Annotated in this window: 21 protein-coding genes; 10 read left to right on the top strand and 11 right to left on the bottom strand. The window is 66.7% G+C overall.

From position 1 onward, the window contains the following. Window positions 1-67: 67 nt before the first annotated feature. Window positions 68-523 (top strand): MarR family winged helix-turn-helix transcriptional regulator, encoded by a 456-nt coding sequence (locus E2K76_RS11265; protein ID WP_246032946.1) that lies wholly within the window; start codon window positions 68-70, stop codon window positions 521-523. 3 nt (window positions 524-526) lie between these two features. Here E2K76_RS11265 and E2K76_RS11260 read toward each other — a convergent pair whose 3' ends face one another. Beyond that, complete coding sequence (locus E2K76_RS11260; protein WP_136684410.1) at window positions 527-1,363, bottom strand: formate/nitrite transporter family protein; 837 nt, start codon at window positions 1,361-1,363, stop codon at window positions 527-529. Between the two features lie 324 nt (window positions 1,364-1,687). Here E2K76_RS11260 and E2K76_RS11255 point away from each other — a divergent pair, with 324 nt between their 5' ends. From E2K76_RS11255 to E2K76_RS11245, 3 genes are read left to right on the top strand one after another with little or no spacing between them, the layout of a single operon-like run. Further along, window positions 1,688-2,263 (top strand): ANTAR domain-containing response regulator, encoded by a 576-nt coding sequence (locus E2K76_RS11255; protein WP_136684409.1) that lies wholly within the window; start codon window positions 1,688-1,690, stop codon window positions 2,261-2,263. Then, entirely contained in the window at window positions 2,260-3,444 is a 1,185-nt protein-coding gene (locus E2K76_RS11250) for an ABC transporter substrate-binding protein (protein WP_136684408.1), read from the top strand. Before E2K76_RS11255 ends, E2K76_RS11250 begins: the two co-directional genes overlap by 4 nt. Before the next feature lie 37 nt (window positions 3,445-3,481). Beyond that, the gene (locus E2K76_RS11245) at window positions 3,482-4,051 is read left to right on the top strand and encodes a nucleoside deaminase (protein ID WP_136684407.1); all 570 of its coding nucleotides are present in this window, start codon (window positions 3,482-3,484) and stop codon (window positions 4,049-4,051) included. Here the strand turns inward: E2K76_RS11245 and E2K76_RS11240 are convergent. The 5 genes from E2K76_RS11240 to E2K76_RS11220 form a co-directional block, all read right to left on the bottom strand. Next, window positions 4,048-4,635, bottom strand: coding sequence for a histidine phosphatase family protein (locus tag E2K76_RS11240; protein WP_136684406.1), 588 nt, complete (start codon window positions 4,633-4,635; stop codon window positions 4,048-4,050). The genes E2K76_RS11245 and E2K76_RS11240 overlap by 4 nt on opposite strands. After that, complete coding sequence (locus tag E2K76_RS11235) at window positions 4,632-5,654, bottom strand: ABC transporter ATP-binding protein (RefSeq protein ID WP_136684405.1); 1,023 nt, start codon at window positions 5,652-5,654, stop codon at window positions 4,632-4,634. Before E2K76_RS11235 ends, E2K76_RS11240 begins: the two co-directional genes overlap by 4 nt. Further along, window positions 5,651-7,339: an ABC transporter permease gene (locus E2K76_RS11230; RefSeq protein WP_136684404.1), complete on the bottom strand. Its 1,689-nt coding sequence runs from the start codon at window positions 7,337-7,339 to the stop codon at window positions 5,651-5,653. The genes E2K76_RS11235 and E2K76_RS11230 overlap by 4 nt, the downstream gene beginning before the upstream one ends. After that, complete coding sequence (locus tag E2K76_RS11225; protein ID WP_136684403.1) at window positions 7,340-8,440, bottom strand: ABC transporter substrate-binding protein; 1,101 nt, start codon at window positions 8,438-8,440, stop codon at window positions 7,340-7,342. 71 nt (window positions 8,441-8,511) lie between these two features. Continuing rightward, window positions 8,512-9,375, bottom strand: coding sequence for a MurR/RpiR family transcriptional regulator (locus E2K76_RS11220; protein ID WP_220432216.1), 864 nt, complete (start codon window positions 9,373-9,375; stop codon window positions 8,512-8,514). 146 nt (window positions 9,376-9,521) lie between these two features. Here E2K76_RS11220 and E2K76_RS11215 point away from each other — a divergent pair, with 146 nt between their 5' ends. The 4 genes from E2K76_RS11215 to E2K76_RS11200 all read left to right on the top strand — a co-directional run bounded on the left by E2K76_RS11215 (window position 9,522) and on the right by E2K76_RS11200 (window position 11,778). Then, entirely contained in the window at window positions 9,522-10,178 is a 657-nt protein-coding gene (locus E2K76_RS11215; RefSeq protein ID WP_136684402.1) for a glutathione S-transferase, read from the top strand. Between the two features lie 65 nt (window positions 10,179-10,243). Next, window positions 10,244-10,588, top strand: coding sequence for a PAS domain S-box protein (locus tag E2K76_RS11210; protein ID WP_169053278.1), 345 nt, complete (start codon window positions 10,244-10,246; stop codon window positions 10,586-10,588). A gap of 12 nt (window positions 10,589-10,600) precedes the next feature. Continuing rightward, window positions 10,601-11,422 (top strand): sensor histidine kinase, encoded by an 822-nt coding sequence (locus tag E2K76_RS11205; protein ID WP_136684400.1) that lies wholly within the window; start codon window positions 10,601-10,603, stop codon window positions 11,420-11,422. Then, window positions 11,416-11,778: a response regulator gene (locus E2K76_RS11200; protein WP_136684399.1), complete on the top strand. Its 363-nt coding sequence runs from the start codon at window positions 11,416-11,418 to the stop codon at window positions 11,776-11,778. Before E2K76_RS11205 ends, E2K76_RS11200 begins: the two co-directional genes overlap by 7 nt. On the opposite strand, the gene E2K76_RS11195 is transcribed toward E2K76_RS11200, so the two are convergent. Continuing rightward, the gene (locus E2K76_RS11195; protein WP_136684398.1) at window positions 11,773-12,411 is read right to left on the bottom strand and encodes a hypothetical protein; all 639 of its coding nucleotides are present in this window, start codon (window positions 12,409-12,411) and stop codon (window positions 11,773-11,775) included. The genes E2K76_RS11200 and E2K76_RS11195 overlap by 6 nt on opposite strands. Window positions 12,412-12,666: 255 nt before the next feature. Here E2K76_RS11195 and E2K76_RS11190 point away from each other — a divergent pair, with 255 nt between their 5' ends. After that, window positions 12,667-13,752 carry a glycosyltransferase family 2 protein gene (locus tag E2K76_RS11190; RefSeq protein WP_136684397.1) on the top strand — a complete coding sequence of 362 codons (1,086 nt, stop codon included), beginning with the start codon at window positions 12,667-12,669 and terminating at the stop codon, window positions 13,750-13,752. After that, window positions 13,749-14,378 (top strand): SGNH/GDSL hydrolase family protein, encoded by a 630-nt coding sequence (locus E2K76_RS11185; protein ID WP_136684396.1) that lies wholly within the window; start codon window positions 13,749-13,751, stop codon window positions 14,376-14,378. Before E2K76_RS11190 ends, E2K76_RS11185 begins: the two co-directional genes overlap by 4 nt. Here E2K76_RS11185 and E2K76_RS11180 read toward each other — a convergent pair. The 4 genes from E2K76_RS11180 to E2K76_RS11165 are packed head-to-tail and all read right to left on the bottom strand — an operon-like array spanning window position 14,335 to window position 16,931. Then, a complete protein-coding gene (locus tag E2K76_RS11180; protein ID WP_136684395.1) occupies window positions 14,335-15,051 on the bottom strand; it encodes an SDR family NAD(P)-dependent oxidoreductase in 717 nt (238 codons plus the stop codon). The two genes, E2K76_RS11185 and E2K76_RS11180, sit on opposite strands and share 44 nt — an antisense overlap. Window position 15,052: 1 nt before the next feature. After that, window positions 15,053-16,216 carry an AMP-binding protein gene (locus E2K76_RS11175; RefSeq protein ID WP_136684394.1) on the bottom strand — a complete coding sequence of 388 codons (1,164 nt, stop codon included), beginning with the start codon at window positions 16,214-16,216 and terminating at the stop codon, window positions 15,053-15,055. Further along, a complete protein-coding gene (locus E2K76_RS11170; protein WP_136684393.1) occupies window positions 16,213-16,464 on the bottom strand; it encodes an acyl carrier protein in 252 nt (83 codons plus the stop codon). The genes E2K76_RS11175 and E2K76_RS11170 overlap by 4 nt, the downstream gene beginning before the upstream one ends. A gap of 11 nt (window positions 16,465-16,475) precedes the next feature. Next, window positions 16,476-16,931 carry an acyltransferase gene (locus tag E2K76_RS11165; RefSeq protein ID WP_136684392.1) on the bottom strand — a complete coding sequence of 152 codons (456 nt, stop codon included), beginning with the start codon at window positions 16,929-16,931 and terminating at the stop codon, window positions 16,476-16,478. Window positions 16,932-17,083 lie beyond the last annotated feature (152 nt).

Genomic DNA, 17,083 nt, shown 5'->3' with positions numbered 1-17,083 from the left:
GGCTCCTTCATGCGGGGGATCATTCCTGCTATCGCGACCATCAGCCAAAGACAACGGGAAGCCCGTGGTGAGCCAGACACCGTTCGACGACGACGATCCGCGCATCGCGCATAACCGCGTGTGGTTCAACCTTGCCCGCATCCAGCGCAGCATCGCCCCCCGCATCGCCCGCGCGCTGGAGGCCATCGGGATCGAAGATCCGATCTGGTACGAGATCCTGCTGGAGGTCGAACGCGCCGGTCCGGGCGGATTGCGGATGGCCGAACTGGAGGGGCGCCTGTTCTTGCCGCAATACGCCCTGTCGCGCCACGTCTCGCGCCTGTCTGCCGCCGGGTTCCTGCGCAGCGATCCGCGCCCCGGATCGGGCCGTGCCCGACAGCTTTATCTGACGCCCGAAGCCATGGGGCTGCACGACCGCATCTGGCCCGCCTATATGGAGGCGATCCAGACCGAATTCGCCCACCGCCTGACGGTGGACGAGGCCTATGATCTGTCGCGGTTGCTGATCCGCCTCTACCCCTAGGGGTTACTCTGCCGGAACGCCCACCGGCCCCTTGGCATCGCGCTTCGGCGCGGTCCGGTGATGCGTTGCGTAAAGCGTCAGCCCGACGAAGGCGAGCCCGCCCACGAGGTTCCCGGCCACGGTCGGGATCTCGTTCCAGATCAGGTAATCCATCACCGAAAAATCGCCGCCCAGCAGGATGCCCGAGGGGAACAGGAACATGTTCACCACCGAATGTTCGAAGGCCATGGCAAAGAACAGCATGATCGGCATCCACATCCCGATGACCTTGCCCGACACGCTGGTGGACATCATCGCCGCCACGACCCCCGTGGACACCATCCAGTTGCAAAGCACGCCGCGGATGAACAGCGTCAGCATCCCCGCCGCGCCGTGATCGGCATAGCCGACGGTGCGCGAATGGCCGATTTCGCCGATCTTCTGGCCGACGGCATCGGGCGCCTGCGAGAAGCCATAGGTGAAGACGATGGCCATCATCACCGCCACCGTGAACGCCCCGGCGAAATTGCCGACGAACACAAGGCTCCAGTTCCGCAGCATCCCCCGCATCGTCACGCCGGGCCGCTTGTCGATCAGCGCCAGCGGAACCAGCGTGAATACCCCGGTCAAAAGATCGAAGCCCATCAGGTAAAGCATGCAGAACCCGACCGGGAACAGGATCGCGCCGATGATCGGCACGCCCGTCTGCACCGTGACTGTGACGGCGAACACCGCCGCCAGCGCAAGGATCGCCCCGGCCATATAGGCGCGGATCACCGTATCGCGGGTGGACATGAAGACTTTCGCCTCGCCGGCGTCGATCATCCGGGTCACGAAATCCGAGGGTGGGACATAGGCCATTGGCATTCCTCCTGCCGTGATGGCTGCAAGGAGGGGGTCCACATGGCGCAGCGGTGGGAAAACCCTCCTTGCAGCGCCATTGCCGTGATGGCCGCGCCGTTGCGGCCCATAGGCAATCCGTGGAATCGCGAGCCCGCCCGTGGCAAGCCGCACCGCGCAGTCCCCGGCAAGGGAACGCCCCGCCGCCGCAAAATTGGGCAGAACCGCCCGCAATCTGCACGGCAACGGGCAGAGGGCGGAAAATCCCGGCGCAAGCCCCGCCCGCGATTGCCCCCGCCCGCCCGGCATGGCCACCAGAGGTCAGCCCCTTTTGCGGAACCCCGGATGAAACGTCTTTCCATCGTGCTTGTCGAAAAGCTTCCCGAACGCGCCGCCCTGATCGCCGAGGCGCTGGGCCGCGACCACGACCTGACCGTCATCGACACTGACAAGGGCCTTGCCCGCCGGATCGCCGACCTTGCGCCGGATCTGGTGCTGATCGACCTTGCCAACCCGTCGCGCGACGTGCTGGAGGAGTTGAGCCTCGCGTCATCGCCGATGGAGCGGCCCGTTGCGATGTTCGTGGACCGGTCTGACCAGGGCCTGACCCGCGCCGCGATCGAGGCGGGGGTGTCCGCCTATGTCGTGGACGGGCTGCGGGCGGAACGGATCACCCCGATCCTCGACGCCGCCATCGCGCGGTTCCACATGTTCCAGCGCATCCGGGCCGAACTTGCCGCCACCCGCGCCGCGCTGGAGGAACGCAAGATCATCGACCGCGCCAAGGGCATCCTGATGAAAGCCAAGGGGATCGGCGAGGACGAGGCCTATGCACTGATGCGGCGCGGCGCGATGGACCAGAAACGCAAGATCATCGACATGGCCCAAGCCATCATCACCGCGGCGGAGCTGCTGAAATGAGCCTGACGCCCGTTTCCGCCGGGTTCCTGCCCTTGGTCGATGCCGCCCCCTTCATCATCGCGCGCGAGCTGGGCTTCGCGGCCGAAGAAGGGTTGGACCTGTCCCTGACCCGCGCCCCGTCATGGTCCGCGCTGCGCGATCTGCTGGCCTTCGGGTCGGTGGATGCCGCCCATATGCTGTCCGCCGTGCCGGTCGCGGCCAGCCTTGGCATCGGCGGCATCCGCATGCCCATCGACGCGCTGATGATGACCTCGCAAGGGGGCGAGATGCTGGCCGTGTCGCGCCCCGTCGCGCGCCGGATGCGCGATGCGGGATATGGGTTCGATTTCGCCGACGTGCCCGCCGCCCGCGCGGCGCTGGGCGCGGAACGCCTGCGCATCGGCATCCCCTTCGCGCTGTCGCTGCATGTGGAACTGTTGCGCCGCGCCTTCGGCGATGCGCTGGACCTGCGCACCGTTCCCCCGCCGCAAATGGCCGAGGCGCTGGACGCGGGCGAGATCGACGCCTTCATCGTGGGCGAGCCGTGGGCGTCGATGGCGGTGGAACGCGGCAAGGCGGAACTGCTGCTGCCCGGCACCGCCATCTGGCGCGGCGCGCCGGAAAAGGTGCTGGCCATGCGCCGCGACCGGGCCGAGGGCGCCCCCGATCTGACCGCGCGGCTGATGCGTGCGGTCTGGCGGTCCTGCCGCTGGCTGGAACACCCCGCCAACCGTCTGCCCGCTTCCGAAATCCTCGCCCGGCATATCGACGTCCCGCCCGAGGTGATCGAGCGCATCATGGCCCACCGCCTCGTCATCTCGCCCGAGGGGGAAGAACGCCGCGCGCCGCAGTTCCTGCAATTCTTCGACGGCTGCGCGACATTCCCCTGGCGCAGTCAGGCGACTTGGATCGGCACGCGCCTGGCCGCGCGGCACGGGCTGGACATCGCCGCCGCCCGAGACACCGCCATGTCGGTGTTTCGCACCGACCTGTATCGCCGGAACCTCGGCCCTGCGGGCGCGGACCTGCCCGCCGCATCCTCGCGGCTGGAGGGCGCGGTGACGGAACCCAGCCTACATCCCGCCGCCGCCGGGCGCGTGATGCTGCTGCCCGATCCATTCTTCGACGGCGCAGTTTTCGACCCCGACGAGTTGCCTGCCCCGCTTTCCCCCCCATGGGCCGGATCGAGACCGCTGACGTGATCCTTGTCCGCTGGGCTGCGCCTGCTATGGTGGGGGAATGGAAGATGCAACGCTCCTCGATCACCTGCTGACCGCGCTGGAACGGGATGTCCTGCCGCTGACGGAAAAAGGCGTCGCGGCAGGCAACAAGATCTTCGGCGCCGCGCTGCTGGACAAGCGCACGGGCGCCACGATCCTTGCCGGGACCAATAACGAGACGGAGAACCCGCTTTGGCATGGCGAGGTTCATACGATCAAGCTGTTCCACGAGATGCCCAGCCATCCCGATCCCAGGGACCTGATCTTCCTGTCCACGCACGAGCCGTGTTCGATGTGCCTGTCCGCGATCACATGGGCGGGGTTCGACAACTTCTTCTATTTCTTCAGCCACGAGGATTCGCGCGACGCCTTCGCGATCCCGCATGACCTGAAGATATTGCAGGAGGTCTTCACCCTTCCCCCCGGCGGATATCGCAAGCAGAACGCCTTCTGGACCGCGCGGTCCATCCCCGAGATGATCCGCACGCCCGACGACGCCGCCCGCGCGACCCGTATCCGCGCCGAATACGACCGCCTGTCGGATCTTTACCAACAGGGCAAATCGGCGAACGACATCCCGCTGAATTAATCGGGCGCGTTCAGTTCCAGACTGCCGCCACGCAGGTTGAACGCCTCCAGCCGCGCCCCGCCCGAGGGATAGGCCAGCACCGTCATGCTGCCCGGCCCAACCGGAATGATGCGCGAGGGTGCCAGCTCCAGCGCCGCATCCAGCGCGGCGCGGATCACGCCGCCGTGGCAGATCAGAACCGCCGTCCGCTCTGCCGCCGCCAGCGCATCGCGCATCGCCAGCGCGACGCGGGCGCGGAACACGGCCCAGGTCTCGGCGCCTTCGGGAACGAACTGCCCCGCGCGCCACGCCTGATATTCGCCCGCATCCAGCGCCGCGATTTCGCGCCCCGACCAGTCGCCCAGATCCTGTTCGCGCAGCCGAGGCTCGGGCCGCGCATCCACGCCCAACAGCAGGGCCGTTTCTGCCGCGCGCTTCAGGTCCGACGAAACCGCCAGATCGGGGGCGAGCCCGCCCACCATCGGCGCCAGCGCCCGCGCCTGCCCCCGCCCCCGGTCGTTCAGGGCGATGTCCGTCTGCCCCTGCAACCGGCGCAGCGCGTTCCATTCGGTTTCCCCATGACGGACAAGAACAAGACGTTTCAAACGGGTCTTCCTTCGATATCGAAAATCGCCGCAGGTGCGGCAGGCAGCATCAGATGCACGGTCGGGGGCAAGGCCCCGAAGGCGGGGGCCACGACCGACAGGCGCATCCCCTCGGCCCGGACGGTCACCAGCCGCCGCCCGACCATCGGGATCGCCTCGACCAGTTCGGCCTGAACGGTGCGCGGTCCGGGTTCGGCCAGCGACATATCCTCGGCCCGGACCATGGCATGACCCGTCGCGCCGCGCAGGGCGGCATCCGGCATCCGCGCGAACCACGACCCATCCCGCACCGGGATCAGGTTGGCGGGCGGCGTGCCGACAAACCCTGCGACAAAGGCCGATGCAGGCCGCGCCAACAGATCCTCGGGCGTGCCGAACTGTTCGACGCGGCCCGCCCGCATCACGGCGACATGGCTGGCCAGCGTCATCGCCTCGGTCTGGTCATGCGTGACATAGACGGCGGTCGCGCCGGTCATGCGGTGGATGCGCGCGATCTCGTGCCGCATCTCCACCCGCAGCGTGGCGTCGAGGTTCGACAAAGGCTCGTCGAACAGCATGTATTTCGGCCGCGCGGCGATCATCCGCGCCAAGGCCACGCGCTGCTGCTGCCCGCCCGAAATCTCGGACGGATAGCGGGCCGCGAGCGCGCCCAGCCCCATCATCTCCAACGCCTCGGCCACCAGGGCTGCGCGGCCATGCACCCGGCCCACCTTCAGCGGCCACTCCACATTCCCCGCCACCGTCATATGCGGCCAAAGGGCATAGGATTGGAACACCAGCCCCGCCCCGCGTTTCTCTGGCGGCATCGACATGCGCCCATCGGCCACCAAGCGCCCGCCGAACCGGATCGCGCCGCTGCTTGGTGCCTCCAGCCCCGCAAGCATCCGCAGCATCGTGCTTTTGCCGCAGCCCGAAGGGCCAAGCAGCACCAGAAAGCCGCCCTCGGGCACCTGAAGCGACACATCCTCGACGGCAAAGGCGGTATCGAACCGCTTGGTCAGGTTTTCAATCGAAATCATTTCCCGCGCCCCTTCAGCGCATTCGCCAGCACCGTCGCCAGCACCGAAATCAGCAGGATCAGCAGCGTCACCGCATTGGCGAACTGATGAAACCCGTCCGAGGCATAGCGGTAGGACAGCACCGAAAGCACCGGCACCTGCGGCGTATAAAGCAGCACGACGATAGCCAGATCGCCGATCACGTTGACGAAGGCCAGAAGCGCCCCCGCGATCATCCCCTTGGACGCCAGCGGCAGGGTGATCGCGAACAGCCGCCGAACGAACCCCGCGCCGGTCATCCGCGCCGCCTCGTCCACATCGCCGGAAATCTGCGCGACCGTCGCCCGACCCGTCTGCACCGCAAAGGGCAGCGTCGCCGCCACCAGCGCCAGCGCCAGCAGCCACGGCGTGCCATACAGCGCCGGGAACGGGCCGATCGGCGCGCCATACAGCGCGATATAGGCCGCGCCGAACGCGATTCCCGGCAGCAGCATCGGCAGGAACGCCAGTTGCGACACCGCCTCGGTCAGCACCGGAATGCGCTTGCCGTTCAGCACCACCGCCGCCAGCAGCCCGATCAGAACCGACACGACTGCCACCCCCACGCCCAGCGCCAGCGTCATCCACAGCGCGGTCATCAGCTGCGGGTTGCGGAAGATGCCCGCCTGCCCGCGCGCAAACCCCGGATCGGATGCGCCGATCCAGAAATGCAGCGTCCAGTTCGAAAACAGCGCCGAGCCCTGCGGAGCCAGAGACGCCGCCACCAGCAGGATGATCGGCAGCACGGTCGTCACGAAACACAGGCCAAGCGCCAGCGCACAGAGCGGACCGCGCGCGCCGCCCAAAGCCATCCGCTTCGCCCGCGCGCCCTTGCCGCCGATGGTCGCGAAACTGCGCCGCCCCGCCAGCAGCCGGTTGCCCGCGCCCAGAAACACCGCCGACACGACGATCAGCAGCATCGCAAGGATATACCCCCGCTCGGTCTGCCCGATCTCGACCATGCCGAACAGGCGGGTGGACAGCGTCTGCATCCGCACCGGCAGACCCAGCAAGGCCGGCGCGGCAAAGTTCGACACCCCCGCCGCAAAGGCCAGCGATCCGCCCGCCAGAAGCGCCGGCGTCACCATCGGCAACACGATCCCGAACACGATCCGCCTGCGGGACGCACCCGCCATCTGCCCCGCCTCCACCACATCGCCGTTCAGCGAGGCCAGCGAGGCGGCCACCACCGTGAAAGCCAGCGCGAAATATTGCGAGATCAGCACGAATGCCGTCGGCACCATGCCCCATGCCAGCCAGTCGGGCACGGACATCCCCCACCCTTCCAGCATCCCGACGCTGCCGCCCGCGCGGCTGTTTCGGAACAGGCTGCCCCAGGCCAGCGCGGTGGCAAAGCTGGGGATCATGAACGGCAAGGTCGCCAGCACCCCAAGCGTGCGGCGGAACGGAACATCCGTCATCACCACCAGCCAGGCAAGGAACCCCCCGATCAGAACCGAACCCACCGCCGTCGCCAGCCCAAGGATCATCGTGTTCTTCAAGGGCAGCCACGTCAGGTTGCGCGACAGGTTCGAGGCCAGAACCTCCCGCCATGCCGCGCTGCCCAACGTGTCGATGACGATGGTCGTCAGCGGTGCCGCAACCAGCACCGCCAGGATGGCCAAGACCCCGAAAGTCAGCCCAAAGCCACGAGGAAGCGCGAACATTTACTGCAGCGTCAGGATCAGGTCGGCCACTTCGGCGCGGATCTTCGCGGTTTCCGCCGCGTCGATGGTCCAGCCGTTGAAATCGTCCAGCGGGATCGCATCGGGGTGCGGCGCGATGTCGGTGCGCGTGGCCCAGTCACCCGCGACATAGAAGGGTTTGAACCCGTCTCCGCCCGTCTCGGTATCGTCGCCCATCATGAAGTCGATGGCCAGACGCGCCGCCGCCGGGTTTGCCGCCTTGGGGTTCACGGCCAGCAGCGCCGGGAACACGATCCCGTTCGCCGGGGCCACCTCGTTCGCGACTTGCAGCGCCCAGCCCTCGTCCTCGTTGTCGCGGCGGTCGGAATAGGAGGTGAAGCCGATCGGCGCCGCCTCCTGTCCCTTGGCGCCGATCGCGGCGTTCACGTCGTCGGTCGATCCGACCAGCACCAGATCGTTGGCGAACAGATCGGCGATGAAGCGTTTACCCGCATCTTCGCCCTCGGGCAGCGCCTCGCCGAACTCGGTCTGGTATGCCGCCGCCATTTCGTCCTTGCGCAGCACGATTTCCGTCATCAGGTCCAGATAGTCGCCCCGTTGAAGCGGATCGACCATGATCACCTTGCCTGCCCATTCGGGCTTCGTCAGGTCCCACAGGTTGTCCACCGGCGCGCCGTCGGGATAGGTTTCCTCGTTGTACATCAGAACCTTGGTGGACAGGCGCTGCGCCAGAAGCGGCGATTGCAGCGCCTCGGGCACCAGTTCGGCCACGCGCGGCGGCACATATTGCGCGACCAGCCCTTCGGCGAACAGCTCCGTCAGCACCACCGGCGCGTCGGAAATGTAGACGACATCGGCCCCGGCGATCCCCGCACCCGCCTCGGACTTGATCCGCGCGATCTGCTCGGTCGAGGACATGTCGAAGCTGACCATGTCGATGCCGGGATAGGCGGCTTCGAACGCCGCTTCGACCCGGCCGATCCGGCTGGTGAAGGCATAGACGGTCACCGTGCCCTCGGCCTGCGCCAGCGGAAGAAGGTCTGCGGCGGGCATGGTGTCCAGATCCTGCGCCCAGGCGGGCACGGTCATGGCAAGCGTGGCAAGAAGCGGCAGAAAACGCATGTGATTCCCCAAGGGCTGCTGTGTTCGTGCCAGCAGTAGCCTCGACTTGCAACATTTACATGACATGCAAGCTATCTTGCAAAACTGTTTTCGAAGTTTTCGATCAGGCTGCCCAAGCGGTCCAGCGGCTCCATCGCTGCCCCCTGCCCCGCCGCGCCAAGCGCAAGGATCAGCGCGTTCGTCACCACCATCGGCACCGTCAACGTCTGGAAACCGCCCGCCACCCCCGATCGCGGCGCGGCCAGCAAAAGCTGTGGCGCGGGCCGAAGCTGCGCGCCGACCGTGTCGGAAATCGTCAGCGTCGCCGCCCCCACCTCATCCGCCAGCCGCAAAAGCGGCGCATATCCCTGCGGCTGTCGCCGGAACGCAAAGGCCAGCAGCGCATCCCCCGCCCGCATCGGCAGCGCCTGTTCGGCCAGATCGCGCGCATTGCCGCGCAGGCTGCGCGTGTCGATCCCCATGCGCCGCATCCGCCGTTCCGCCATGTCGGCCAGCGAGGTTGCATGTCCATGCGCGAACACGAACACCCGCCGCCCGTGCAGCAGTGCCGCCGCCTCGGCGATCGCGTGGTCGGTCACATGATCCGATACCGAGGCAAGGGCCGCCATCTCGCTTGCCACCAGATGCGCCAGATGATCGCCCTCTGCCGCCTCCAGCGTCAGCGACAGCCGATCCGCCGGTTCGCTCCGCTGGACATATTCCTGCCGCAGCGCGTCGCGAAAGGCGGCATAGCCCGAAAATCCAAGCTTGCGGGCAAGGCGCGAAGTCGTCGCCTCGTGCACCCCGACCCGGCCCGCGAATTCGGCGGATGTGACCAGCGCGATCTCTCGTGGCACGCGCATCAGCTCGCTGACCAGCCGCGTCTCGCTGGGGGTCAGCGCATCCGACTGCGCCTGTATCCGCGCGACCATGCGCCCCGACATGCCGTCCATCATCCAGCCCTTTCCGGAACCTGTGCGGGCGCAGCTAGGGCAATCGCGCAGCCATTGGCAAGCGCCCGCGTCGCACCCGGCGATTGCACGCCGACCGAACTTATCGCCGCCCGACCCGTTTCCCCATGCCAACCACAAAGGAGCCGCCGATGACCGCCCCGGATTACACCCTTTATTACTGGCCCGTCCCGTTCCGGGGCGAATTCATCCGCGCCATCCTTGCCCATCAGGGCGCGACCGTGACCGAACCCGACAGCGATGCCATCGGCGCGATGATGGCCGCAGCCCCGCAGGATCAGCCGACGCCGCACATGGCCCCGCCGATGCTGGTCCACAATCCGACGGGCAAGGCGATGGCGCAGATGCCGGCCATCTGCCTCTGGCTGGGCCAGACCTTCGATCTGCTGCCCAAGGACGCCGCCCCCGCGCTCCGGATCGTCTGCAATGCCAACGACGTGCTGGACGAGATGACGCTGGATGGCGGCAAGCAGATGTGGACGCGGCAAAGCTGGACGGACTACCTGCCCCGGCTCCGGCGCTGGATGCAGATATGGGAACACGGCCCGATGCCCGATCCGCTGTCGCAGATCGTCACCGCCACGCTGTGGGGCACGATGACCGACCGGCTGCCCGACCTGCGACCGCTGCTGGAGGCCGAGGCCCCCGCCACCACCGATCTGACAGACCGCCTGCGCGCCCAGCCCAACCTTGCCGCGCAGGCAGCGGACAGCCGCAAAAGGTTCGGCGCCGCATGGTGCGACGGCAAGATCGAGGAGTCGTTGCGGAATGTGGTGAGCACAACCTGAGCTTGAATTTCGCCGCGCCAATTACATCCTATTCGCGAGCGCCGAAACTCTCGCGGGGGCAGGGATTGGACGTCATCGACGCAAACGAACAGGATGCAAGCAGCGTCACCGATCGGGTTAGGATCTGGGAGGTCAGCCAGGAAATGCTGATGGTCGCGGATCTGAACGGCGTCTGGACGAATGTGAACCCCGCATGGGAACGCGTCACCGGCTGGACCCGCGAGGAACTGATCGGCCGCACGTCCGAATGGATCGAACATCCGGACGATGTCGCCGCCACCCGGAAACAGATCGAGGACCTTGCCGCCGGGGAGAAGACGCTGGCATTCGAAAACCGGATGCGGGCCAAGGACGGCAGCTACCGCCACCTTGCATGGCACGCGGTCCCGTCGGGCGATCACCTCTATTGATCTGCCCGGGACGTGACCGAGGAACGCTGCCGCGCAAGCGCCCTGCGGGATGCGCAGGCCAGTCTGCGCCAAGCCCAGAAGATGGAAGCCGTCGGCCAGTTGACCGGCGGCATCGCGCATGACTTCAACAACCTGATCGGCGGCATCTCGGGGCTGGTGGATCTGGCCCGCACCCGCATCGTGCAGCAGAAACCGCAGGATGCCACATCGCTTCTGGACGCGGCAGAGGCCGCCATCGACAAAGCCGCCGCACTGACGCACCGGCTTCTGGCATTCTCGCGCAAGCAGACGCTGCAACCCAAGCAGATGAATGTCGCGCGGCAGATCGAAGGCTTCCTCGACCTGATCCGCCGCTCCATCGGGCCGACGATGAATGTCGAGTTCACCTGCGAATGCCCGGCGCTCACCATCTTCGCCGATGACAACCAGTTCGAGAATGCGTTGCTGAACCTGTGCCTGAACGCGCGCGATGCCATGCCGCGCGGTGGGACGATCACCATCACCTCGCATCGCGAAACCTCGGCCCAGGCGTCGGATGACGAACAATACGTCGCCATCTCGGTCGCCGATACCGGCATCGGGATGACCGCCGACGTCGCCGAACGCGCGATCGAGCCGTTCTTCACCACCAAGCCGGTCGGGGCCGGAACGGGGCTTGGCCTGTCGATGGCCTATGGCTTCGTCGAACAATCGGGCGGCACGCTGTCCATCACCTCGCAGCCCGGCAGCGGCACCTGCGTGCAGATGCTGTTCCCCGCCGGACCGCTGCCCGCCCAAAGCGAGGCGAGCCCTGCGAAGCCGGGCTTGCCGCACCGTGCGAGCGTCTGGTGCTGATCATCGACGACGAGCCGGTGATGCGCATGATCCTGACCACCGTCCTGCGCGATGCCGGATACCGCACGATCGAGGCGGGCGACGGTCCCGCGGGCCTTGCCCTCCTCGCCTCTCACCCGCAGATCATGATGCTGGTTTCCGATATCGGGCTCCCCAATGGCATGTCGGGGCTGGACGTCGCGCTGGCGGCAAGGGCGCTGCGGCCCGGCCTGCCGATCTTGCACGTCACCGGATACGCACCCGACGATGTGGCGCAGCGCGGAACGTTGGTCGAAGGCGCGGCGATCCTGTCCAAACCGTTCAGGAATGCAGCCCTCGTCGCCGCGGTGGAATCGGTGCTGGAGGCCAAGTCATAGCGGCAGCGGCGGATAGGCGATCCCCCGGAACGGCGGAAAATCGGCGTAACGCCCCGCGCGATCGGCGGGCGGCACATCGCCGGGCCGGTGGATGCGCCGCCGCGGCCCGATCCACGACGATATCCGCTTCTCGGGCTGCTCTCGCCAGCCAAGGTTGAACGCGGCGCGTTTGGGAAAGAACGTGATGGCGTGAAACTCAAGATGGTCGAACATCCACCACGCAAGGTCCAGCCAGTCCCGACCCCGCTCATACTGGTCCGCGAACCACGGGATCACGACGCTGGCGCAGGCCCCGCAGCGCCCCGCCGCATCGCGCTGGTCCCAGATGTGATCCGCCCGGCTGGCCGCATTCGACGCACAGCCCAACCCGTGTTCCGAGCCATGGGCGTTCACCGCAGGCGCGCGATAGGCCGACCGGATGGCAATCGGCCCGAAGGTTTCGACCAGCGGGTCCAGAAGCTCGCCCGCCAGCATCCGTTCGGTATGAAGCGCAAGGTCCGGATCGTCCGGGATATTGGGGATGCCGTGGAAATTGCCGATCTCGGAGCACAGGAAATCGCGCATGAAGAAATGGCGCGAAAGCCGCTCGCGACCCAAAGCCTCCAGACCGCGAACGCTGCCGGGTTTTCGCATCCTTCCTCCTTTTGGACGAAGCTTACCTCTCCCCTGCCACTTGGGGCAATGAAGCGGGCCGTGCGCAACGGAAATGCACTGGTGATGAAATAACTTCCACGGCCCGCCTGTCTGCCTTTCGGTGACGATTCGAGTTATGCCGCCCCGGTGCGACAAAAACGGTCATCCCCCTGCCATTGCGTCAAAATCACCACTTTTGACATCCGTCCCGCCGTGTTTAGGTATTCGTGTAGTGTCCTTTTCGTAACGAGTGCCATGAACGTCTCCTCCTCCCACGGGCGCGCCTCGGCGTTTCCCGCCCCGACCCTTCATTTCGCGAACGGCTCCACCCCGTTCGACGTGGTCATCGCCACCCGCAACCGCCCCGAGGCGCTGCACCTGTCGCTGCCCCTGCTGATCGCGCAATCCGAACGGGCGCAGCGGATCGTGGTGATCGACAGCTCGGACAATCCGGACCCGGTGCAGCAGGTCATCGCGCAACAGGGCGTGCCGATCGCCTATGAACACAGCGCGCGCGGGCTGACGCATCAGCGCAACCTTGGCCTGCGCCACGTCACCGCCCCCGTCGTATTCTTTCCCGACGACGATTCGCTCTGCCATCCCGGCACGACCGAAGCGATGATGCGCGTCTACAGCCGCGATCCCGACCATCGCATCGCCGGGGTCTGCGCGGCCAATGCACCCGAATCGCCGATCCGCACCGAAGGTTACGACATGCAGCGCGACCACCGGCGCGCAGCGCGGCACATGTCGCTGCGCAACCGCGTGGAAAAGCGCGTGACCGACCTGAACCCGTTCCTTGCGCTGGCCCGGGTCTTGCAGCGCCCCCATCCCGTGCCCGACTGGCTGGCGCAGGAAGATGCGGTTCCGGTCGAATGGATGACCGGGTTCCGCATGTCCTTCCGCACCGATGCCATCATAGATGACGGGTTCGAGGAGACGTTTCGCGGCTACGGCCTTTACGAAGACATCGACGCCAGCTTCAAGGCGATGCGCCACGGCCTGCTGGTCGGTGCGAACAGGGCGCGCATCCATCATCACCGCTTTCCCGGCGGGCGGCCCGATCCGTTCAACTTCGCGCTGATGACGGTGTTGAACCGCGCATTCGTCATGGCCCGCCATTCACATGGCCACCCCGAGGCGCGGATGCTTCGGCGCAAGACGCGGAACTATGCCCTTGCCCGAATGGGGATGCTGGTGCCCAAGCTGTCCTCGCGCAGCGCCCGCGCGGGGTTCCGCGGAACCCGCACCGCACTGGGCGCCATCGACGCCCTGTTCGACGCGCCGCCCGCAGATCTGACCCGCACCTATGCCGCGCTGCACGACCGGCTGTTGACATGAAATGGGCGCTTGCGCTTCTGGCGGTGCTGGCGCTGTGGCAGCTGGCCCGCTACGGCGCGTTTGCCCCCACGGCGGCGCAGACCCGGCCCGTGTCACCCGCGCCGATCATCACCCTGTTCGGTGCCAGCAATTTCAGCCGCCCGCCGCTGGCGGACGAAATTCGCGCCCTGACAGGATGCGAAGTGCGGGTGATCGCAAAGGCGGGAGCGAACAGCGATTGGGCGCTGACCCGCCCCGATGCGTTTGATGCGGGCGGCCTTGTCATCATCGCCTTCACCGGCAACGACGCGGCGCTGCACCGGGGCGTTCCGCTGTCCCGCAGCGTGGCGAACCACCGCGAGCTGCTGGCCCGCGCGCAGCGGGGCGGTGCATCGGTGGCGCATGTGATCGGCGGGCCGCGATTTCACGGCCCGCGCGGATGGGTGCGACCCGGCGCGCGGGCCTATGCGGCGGCGGTCGCGGCGCTGCCGGGCGGCGTGATCGACGAAGGCCGCCACCTGCCCGAAGGGAACGCGATGCCGGACGGGCTGCACACCTCGCCCGAGGCCGCCCGCCACATCGCCCGCGCCTATGCCGAGGCGATCAGGCCGTGCTGCCCCCATCCACGGTCAGGATTGTGCCCGTGACGCGTTCGGCCTCGTCGCCCAGCAAATAGACGACGGCGGCGGCGGCATCCTCGGGTCGGGCAAGACCCAAGGGCGCGCGGCGGCGGATCGAGGTCATCTGCGCCTCGCCCAGACCCTCGGTCATCTCGGTTTCCATATATCCCGGCGCGACGCAGTTCACGGTGATGCCGCGCTTGCCCAGCTCGCGCGACAGCGACCGGGTCATCCCCTCCAGCCCGGCCTTCGACGCGGCATAGGCCGCCAGCCCGTTGAACCCGGTCGATGCAATGATCGACGAGATGTTGACGATCCGCCCCGCCCGCGCCGTCAGCATCCCGCGCGAGGCGTATTTCGCCAGGATCAGCGGCGCTGTCAGGTTAACGGCCAGAACCTTTTCGATGTCGGTGCGGTGCATGGTCGCCAGAACGCCGTCCATCCCCATCCCGGCATTGTTGACCAGCCCCCAAAGCGGCCCGTGCCGATCCGTCACGCCCCGGACCATATCGGGGATCGCGTCCAGATCGCCCACGTCGAAGGCGATGAATTCGGCGGCATTCGGATAGGCCTCGCACAGCGCGGCAAAGCCCCCTGCCCCTCGGCTCAGGCCGATGACCCGATACCCCCGGCGCAGCAGCAGATCGGCGGTCGCAAGGCCAAGCCCACGCGACACGCCGGTGATCATAACGGTTTTCATGTCAGCTCCTGACGATCTTGCCGGCGGCGTTCACATGGAACTCCTCGACGAAACGGATGATGGCGGGGACCGCCTCGCGCACCAGCGCGGCGCGGCTGGCGGTCTGGATGCGCGCGCGGGCGGCGTCGGGATCGGCCCCCTCGGCCAGTTTGACCTCGGCCATGACCAGCGCCCCGGTCACAGGGCTGCGCTTGGCCGAAACCTTGGCCATGACGACATCCGGAACGGACAGCAGTACGCTTTCCACCGCCTCGGGATAGACCTTGACGCCGCCGATGTTCATCATGCCGTTCTCGCGGCCCAGAAAGCGCACGCGGTCGCCGTCCCGTTCCACCCGGTCGCCGGAATCGATGCCGTGCAGCCACAGCACACCGCCTTCGATCCGGATGTCGCCCGTCAGGTAATCCGCCGGAAACCCCTCGCGCCCATCCTTGACGGAAAAGCCCACCCCCGCCTCGGTCGAGGCATAGATATGCGTCAGCCGCGCGTCTGGAAACGCCGCTGCCAGCGCGCTCAGCGTGGGCTGGTCGGCGATCTCGCCCCCCAGCGTGATCTGGCGCAGGCCCTGGGGCCGTTCGGGCAACATCAGCACCCGCCGCCACCATGTCGGCGTTGCCGAAAGATGGGTGCATCCCGCCAGCGCCGCGACCTGCTGCGCCGGACTGCCCTGCGCGACCACCAGCCGTCCGCCCCCGATCAGCGCCTGAAGAACCACCTGCAACCCGGCGAACCGCGTCGGGTCATAGATCAGTCCCCAAACCGCATCCGGGTGCGGACGCACGCTGCGCGCAAGCGAGGCAAGCGTATGCGGCACGATCTTGGGCATCCCGGTGGTGCCCGAGGTGGTCATCAGCCACTCCGTCTCGACCTCCGGCGCCGAGGCCGGGCCGGAGGGAAGCCGCGCGATATCCGCATCGGTCAGGATGCGCGAACACCCCGCCTGCTCGGCCAGCGCCACCGCGGTTTCAGCCGGCAGCGCGTGCGACAGCAGCAGGATCGCGCCCACCCGCCCGTCCAGCGCGCAAAGCCCCCGGATCAGGATCAGCGGATCGCGCACCATCAGCGCCACCCGTGCCGCTGGAACCGACCCTGCCACGGCGCGCAAGTCTTCGGGCGCCAACCCCTCGACGGTGGCGCCTGGTGCAATCGACTGCGAAAGGATCATGCCGCCGGCCGGAACTTTTCGTAGAAGGCGACGAATTCGGCAAAGGTCTGCGGATAATAGGCGTCCTGCGAAATCGTGAAAGGATCGTATCCCAGCTCATCCTCCAGCGAGGAGACGAAGATCGCAAAGCCAAGGCTGTCCAGCCCGGTATTCAGCAGCACGGTATCTGCCGAAAGCTCCGGCGGGGGCGAGGTCTTTTCGCTGGCCCAGACCGAGTTGAAAACGGATTTGATGGAATTTTCGAGCATGATGATACCTTTTACTTGACCGGCGCCGCGTTGCCCTTGTCCAGGCGAATGCCCCACGGGCCGGTGACGATATTGCTTTCGACGATCTTGGCGGGATTGCCCATCACGACGCAGTTCGACGGAATGTCGCGCCCCACCACCGAATTGGCCGTGATGATGACGGAATCGCCGATGGTGACACCCGGCAGAACGACCGCCCCGAACCCGAGGAAGCAATTCTTGCCGATGTGAACATTCACATGGCGGCGGTTGATGAAGTCATGCGTCAGCACGGACGCATTGGAAGTGATCGCGGTGTAATCGCCGATATTGACGCCGGCCGGGAAAGTGCGATCCAGCTTGGCCCCGCGCGAAATGCGGACCCCTTCGCCGATGTTCATGCCATAGATACGGCGGTACTTGAACGCCGAACCCGGCAGGATGACATTGCGGAACAGAAAGGTTCGCACCTTCGCAACGATCGACATAAGAAACTCCTGAAACTGGCTACGTATTGCAATGCACTGAAGCTGGATATTCGGCAGCTTTCTGCTTGAAAAGATTTAATTTCTCCGCTGCGCGATCTTCACATTCTGGGAAAGCGGTCTGGCCCTTTTGCGAATGCTGCGTTGCAGAACGC

The organism is Falsirhodobacter xinxiangensis, assembly GCF_004959935.1.
Classification (GTDB): Bacteria; Pseudomonadota; Alphaproteobacteria; order Rhodobacterales; family Rhodobacteraceae; genus Falsirhodobacter; species Falsirhodobacter xinxiangensis.
This window is presented reverse-complemented; position numbering and strand designations above follow the sequence as displayed.

Excerpts from the sequence above, each read along its gene's own strand:
- E2K76_RS11260 (WP_136684410.1), bottom strand. The coding sequence starts at position 1,363 with ATGGCCTATGTCCCACCCTCGGATTTCGTGACCCGGATGATCGACGCC.
- E2K76_RS11255 (WP_136684409.1), top strand. The coding sequence starts at position 1,688 with ATGAAACGTCTTTCCATCGTGCTTGTCGAAAAGCTTCCCGAACGCGCC.
- E2K76_RS11250 (WP_136684408.1), top strand. The coding sequence starts at position 2,260 with ATGAGCCTGACGCCCGTTTCCGCCGGGTTCCTGCCCTTGGTCGATGCC.
- E2K76_RS11245 (WP_136684407.1), top strand. The coding sequence starts at position 3,482 with ATGGAAGATGCAACGCTCCTCGATCACCTGCTGACCGCGCTGGAACGG.
- E2K76_RS11235 (WP_136684405.1), bottom strand. The coding sequence starts at position 5,654 with ATGATTTCGATTGAAAACCTGACCAAGCGGTTCGATACCGCCTTTGCC.
- E2K76_RS11230 (WP_136684404.1), bottom strand. The coding sequence starts at position 7,339 with ATGTTCGCGCTTCCTCGTGGCTTTGGGCTGACTTTCGGGGTCTTGGCC.
- E2K76_RS11225 (WP_136684403.1), bottom strand. The coding sequence starts at position 8,440 with ATGCGTTTTCTGCCGCTTCTTGCCACGCTTGCCATGACCGTGCCCGCC.
- E2K76_RS11220 (WP_220432216.1), bottom strand. The coding sequence starts at position 9,375 with ATGATGGACGGCATGTCGGGGCGCATGGTCGCGCGGATACAGGCGCAG.
- E2K76_RS11215 (WP_136684402.1), top strand. The coding sequence starts at position 9,522 with ATGACCGCCCCGGATTACACCCTTTATTACTGGCCCGTCCCGTTCCGG.
- E2K76_RS11195 (WP_136684398.1), bottom strand. The coding sequence starts at position 12,411 with ATGCGAAAACCCGGCAGCGTTCGCGGTCTGGAGGCTTTGGGTCGCGAG.
- E2K76_RS11190 (WP_136684397.1), top strand. The coding sequence starts at position 12,667 with ATGAACGTCTCCTCCTCCCACGGGCGCGCCTCGGCGTTTCCCGCCCCG.
- E2K76_RS11185 (WP_136684396.1), top strand. The coding sequence starts at position 13,749 with ATGAAATGGGCGCTTGCGCTTCTGGCGGTGCTGGCGCTGTGGCAGCTG.
- E2K76_RS11180 (WP_136684395.1), bottom strand. The coding sequence starts at position 15,051 with ATGAAAACCGTTATGATCACCGGCGTGTCGCGTGGGCTTGGCCTTGCG.
- E2K76_RS11175 (WP_136684394.1), bottom strand. The coding sequence starts at position 16,216 with ATGATCCTTTCGCAGTCGATTGCACCAGGCGCCACCGTCGAGGGGTTG.
- E2K76_RS11170 (WP_136684393.1), bottom strand. The coding sequence starts at position 16,464 with ATGCTCGAAAATTCCATCAAATCCGTTTTCAACTCGGTCTGGGCCAGC.
- E2K76_RS11165 (WP_136684392.1), bottom strand. The coding sequence starts at position 16,931 with ATGTCGATCGTTGCGAAGGTGCGAACCTTTCTGTTCCGCAATGTCATC.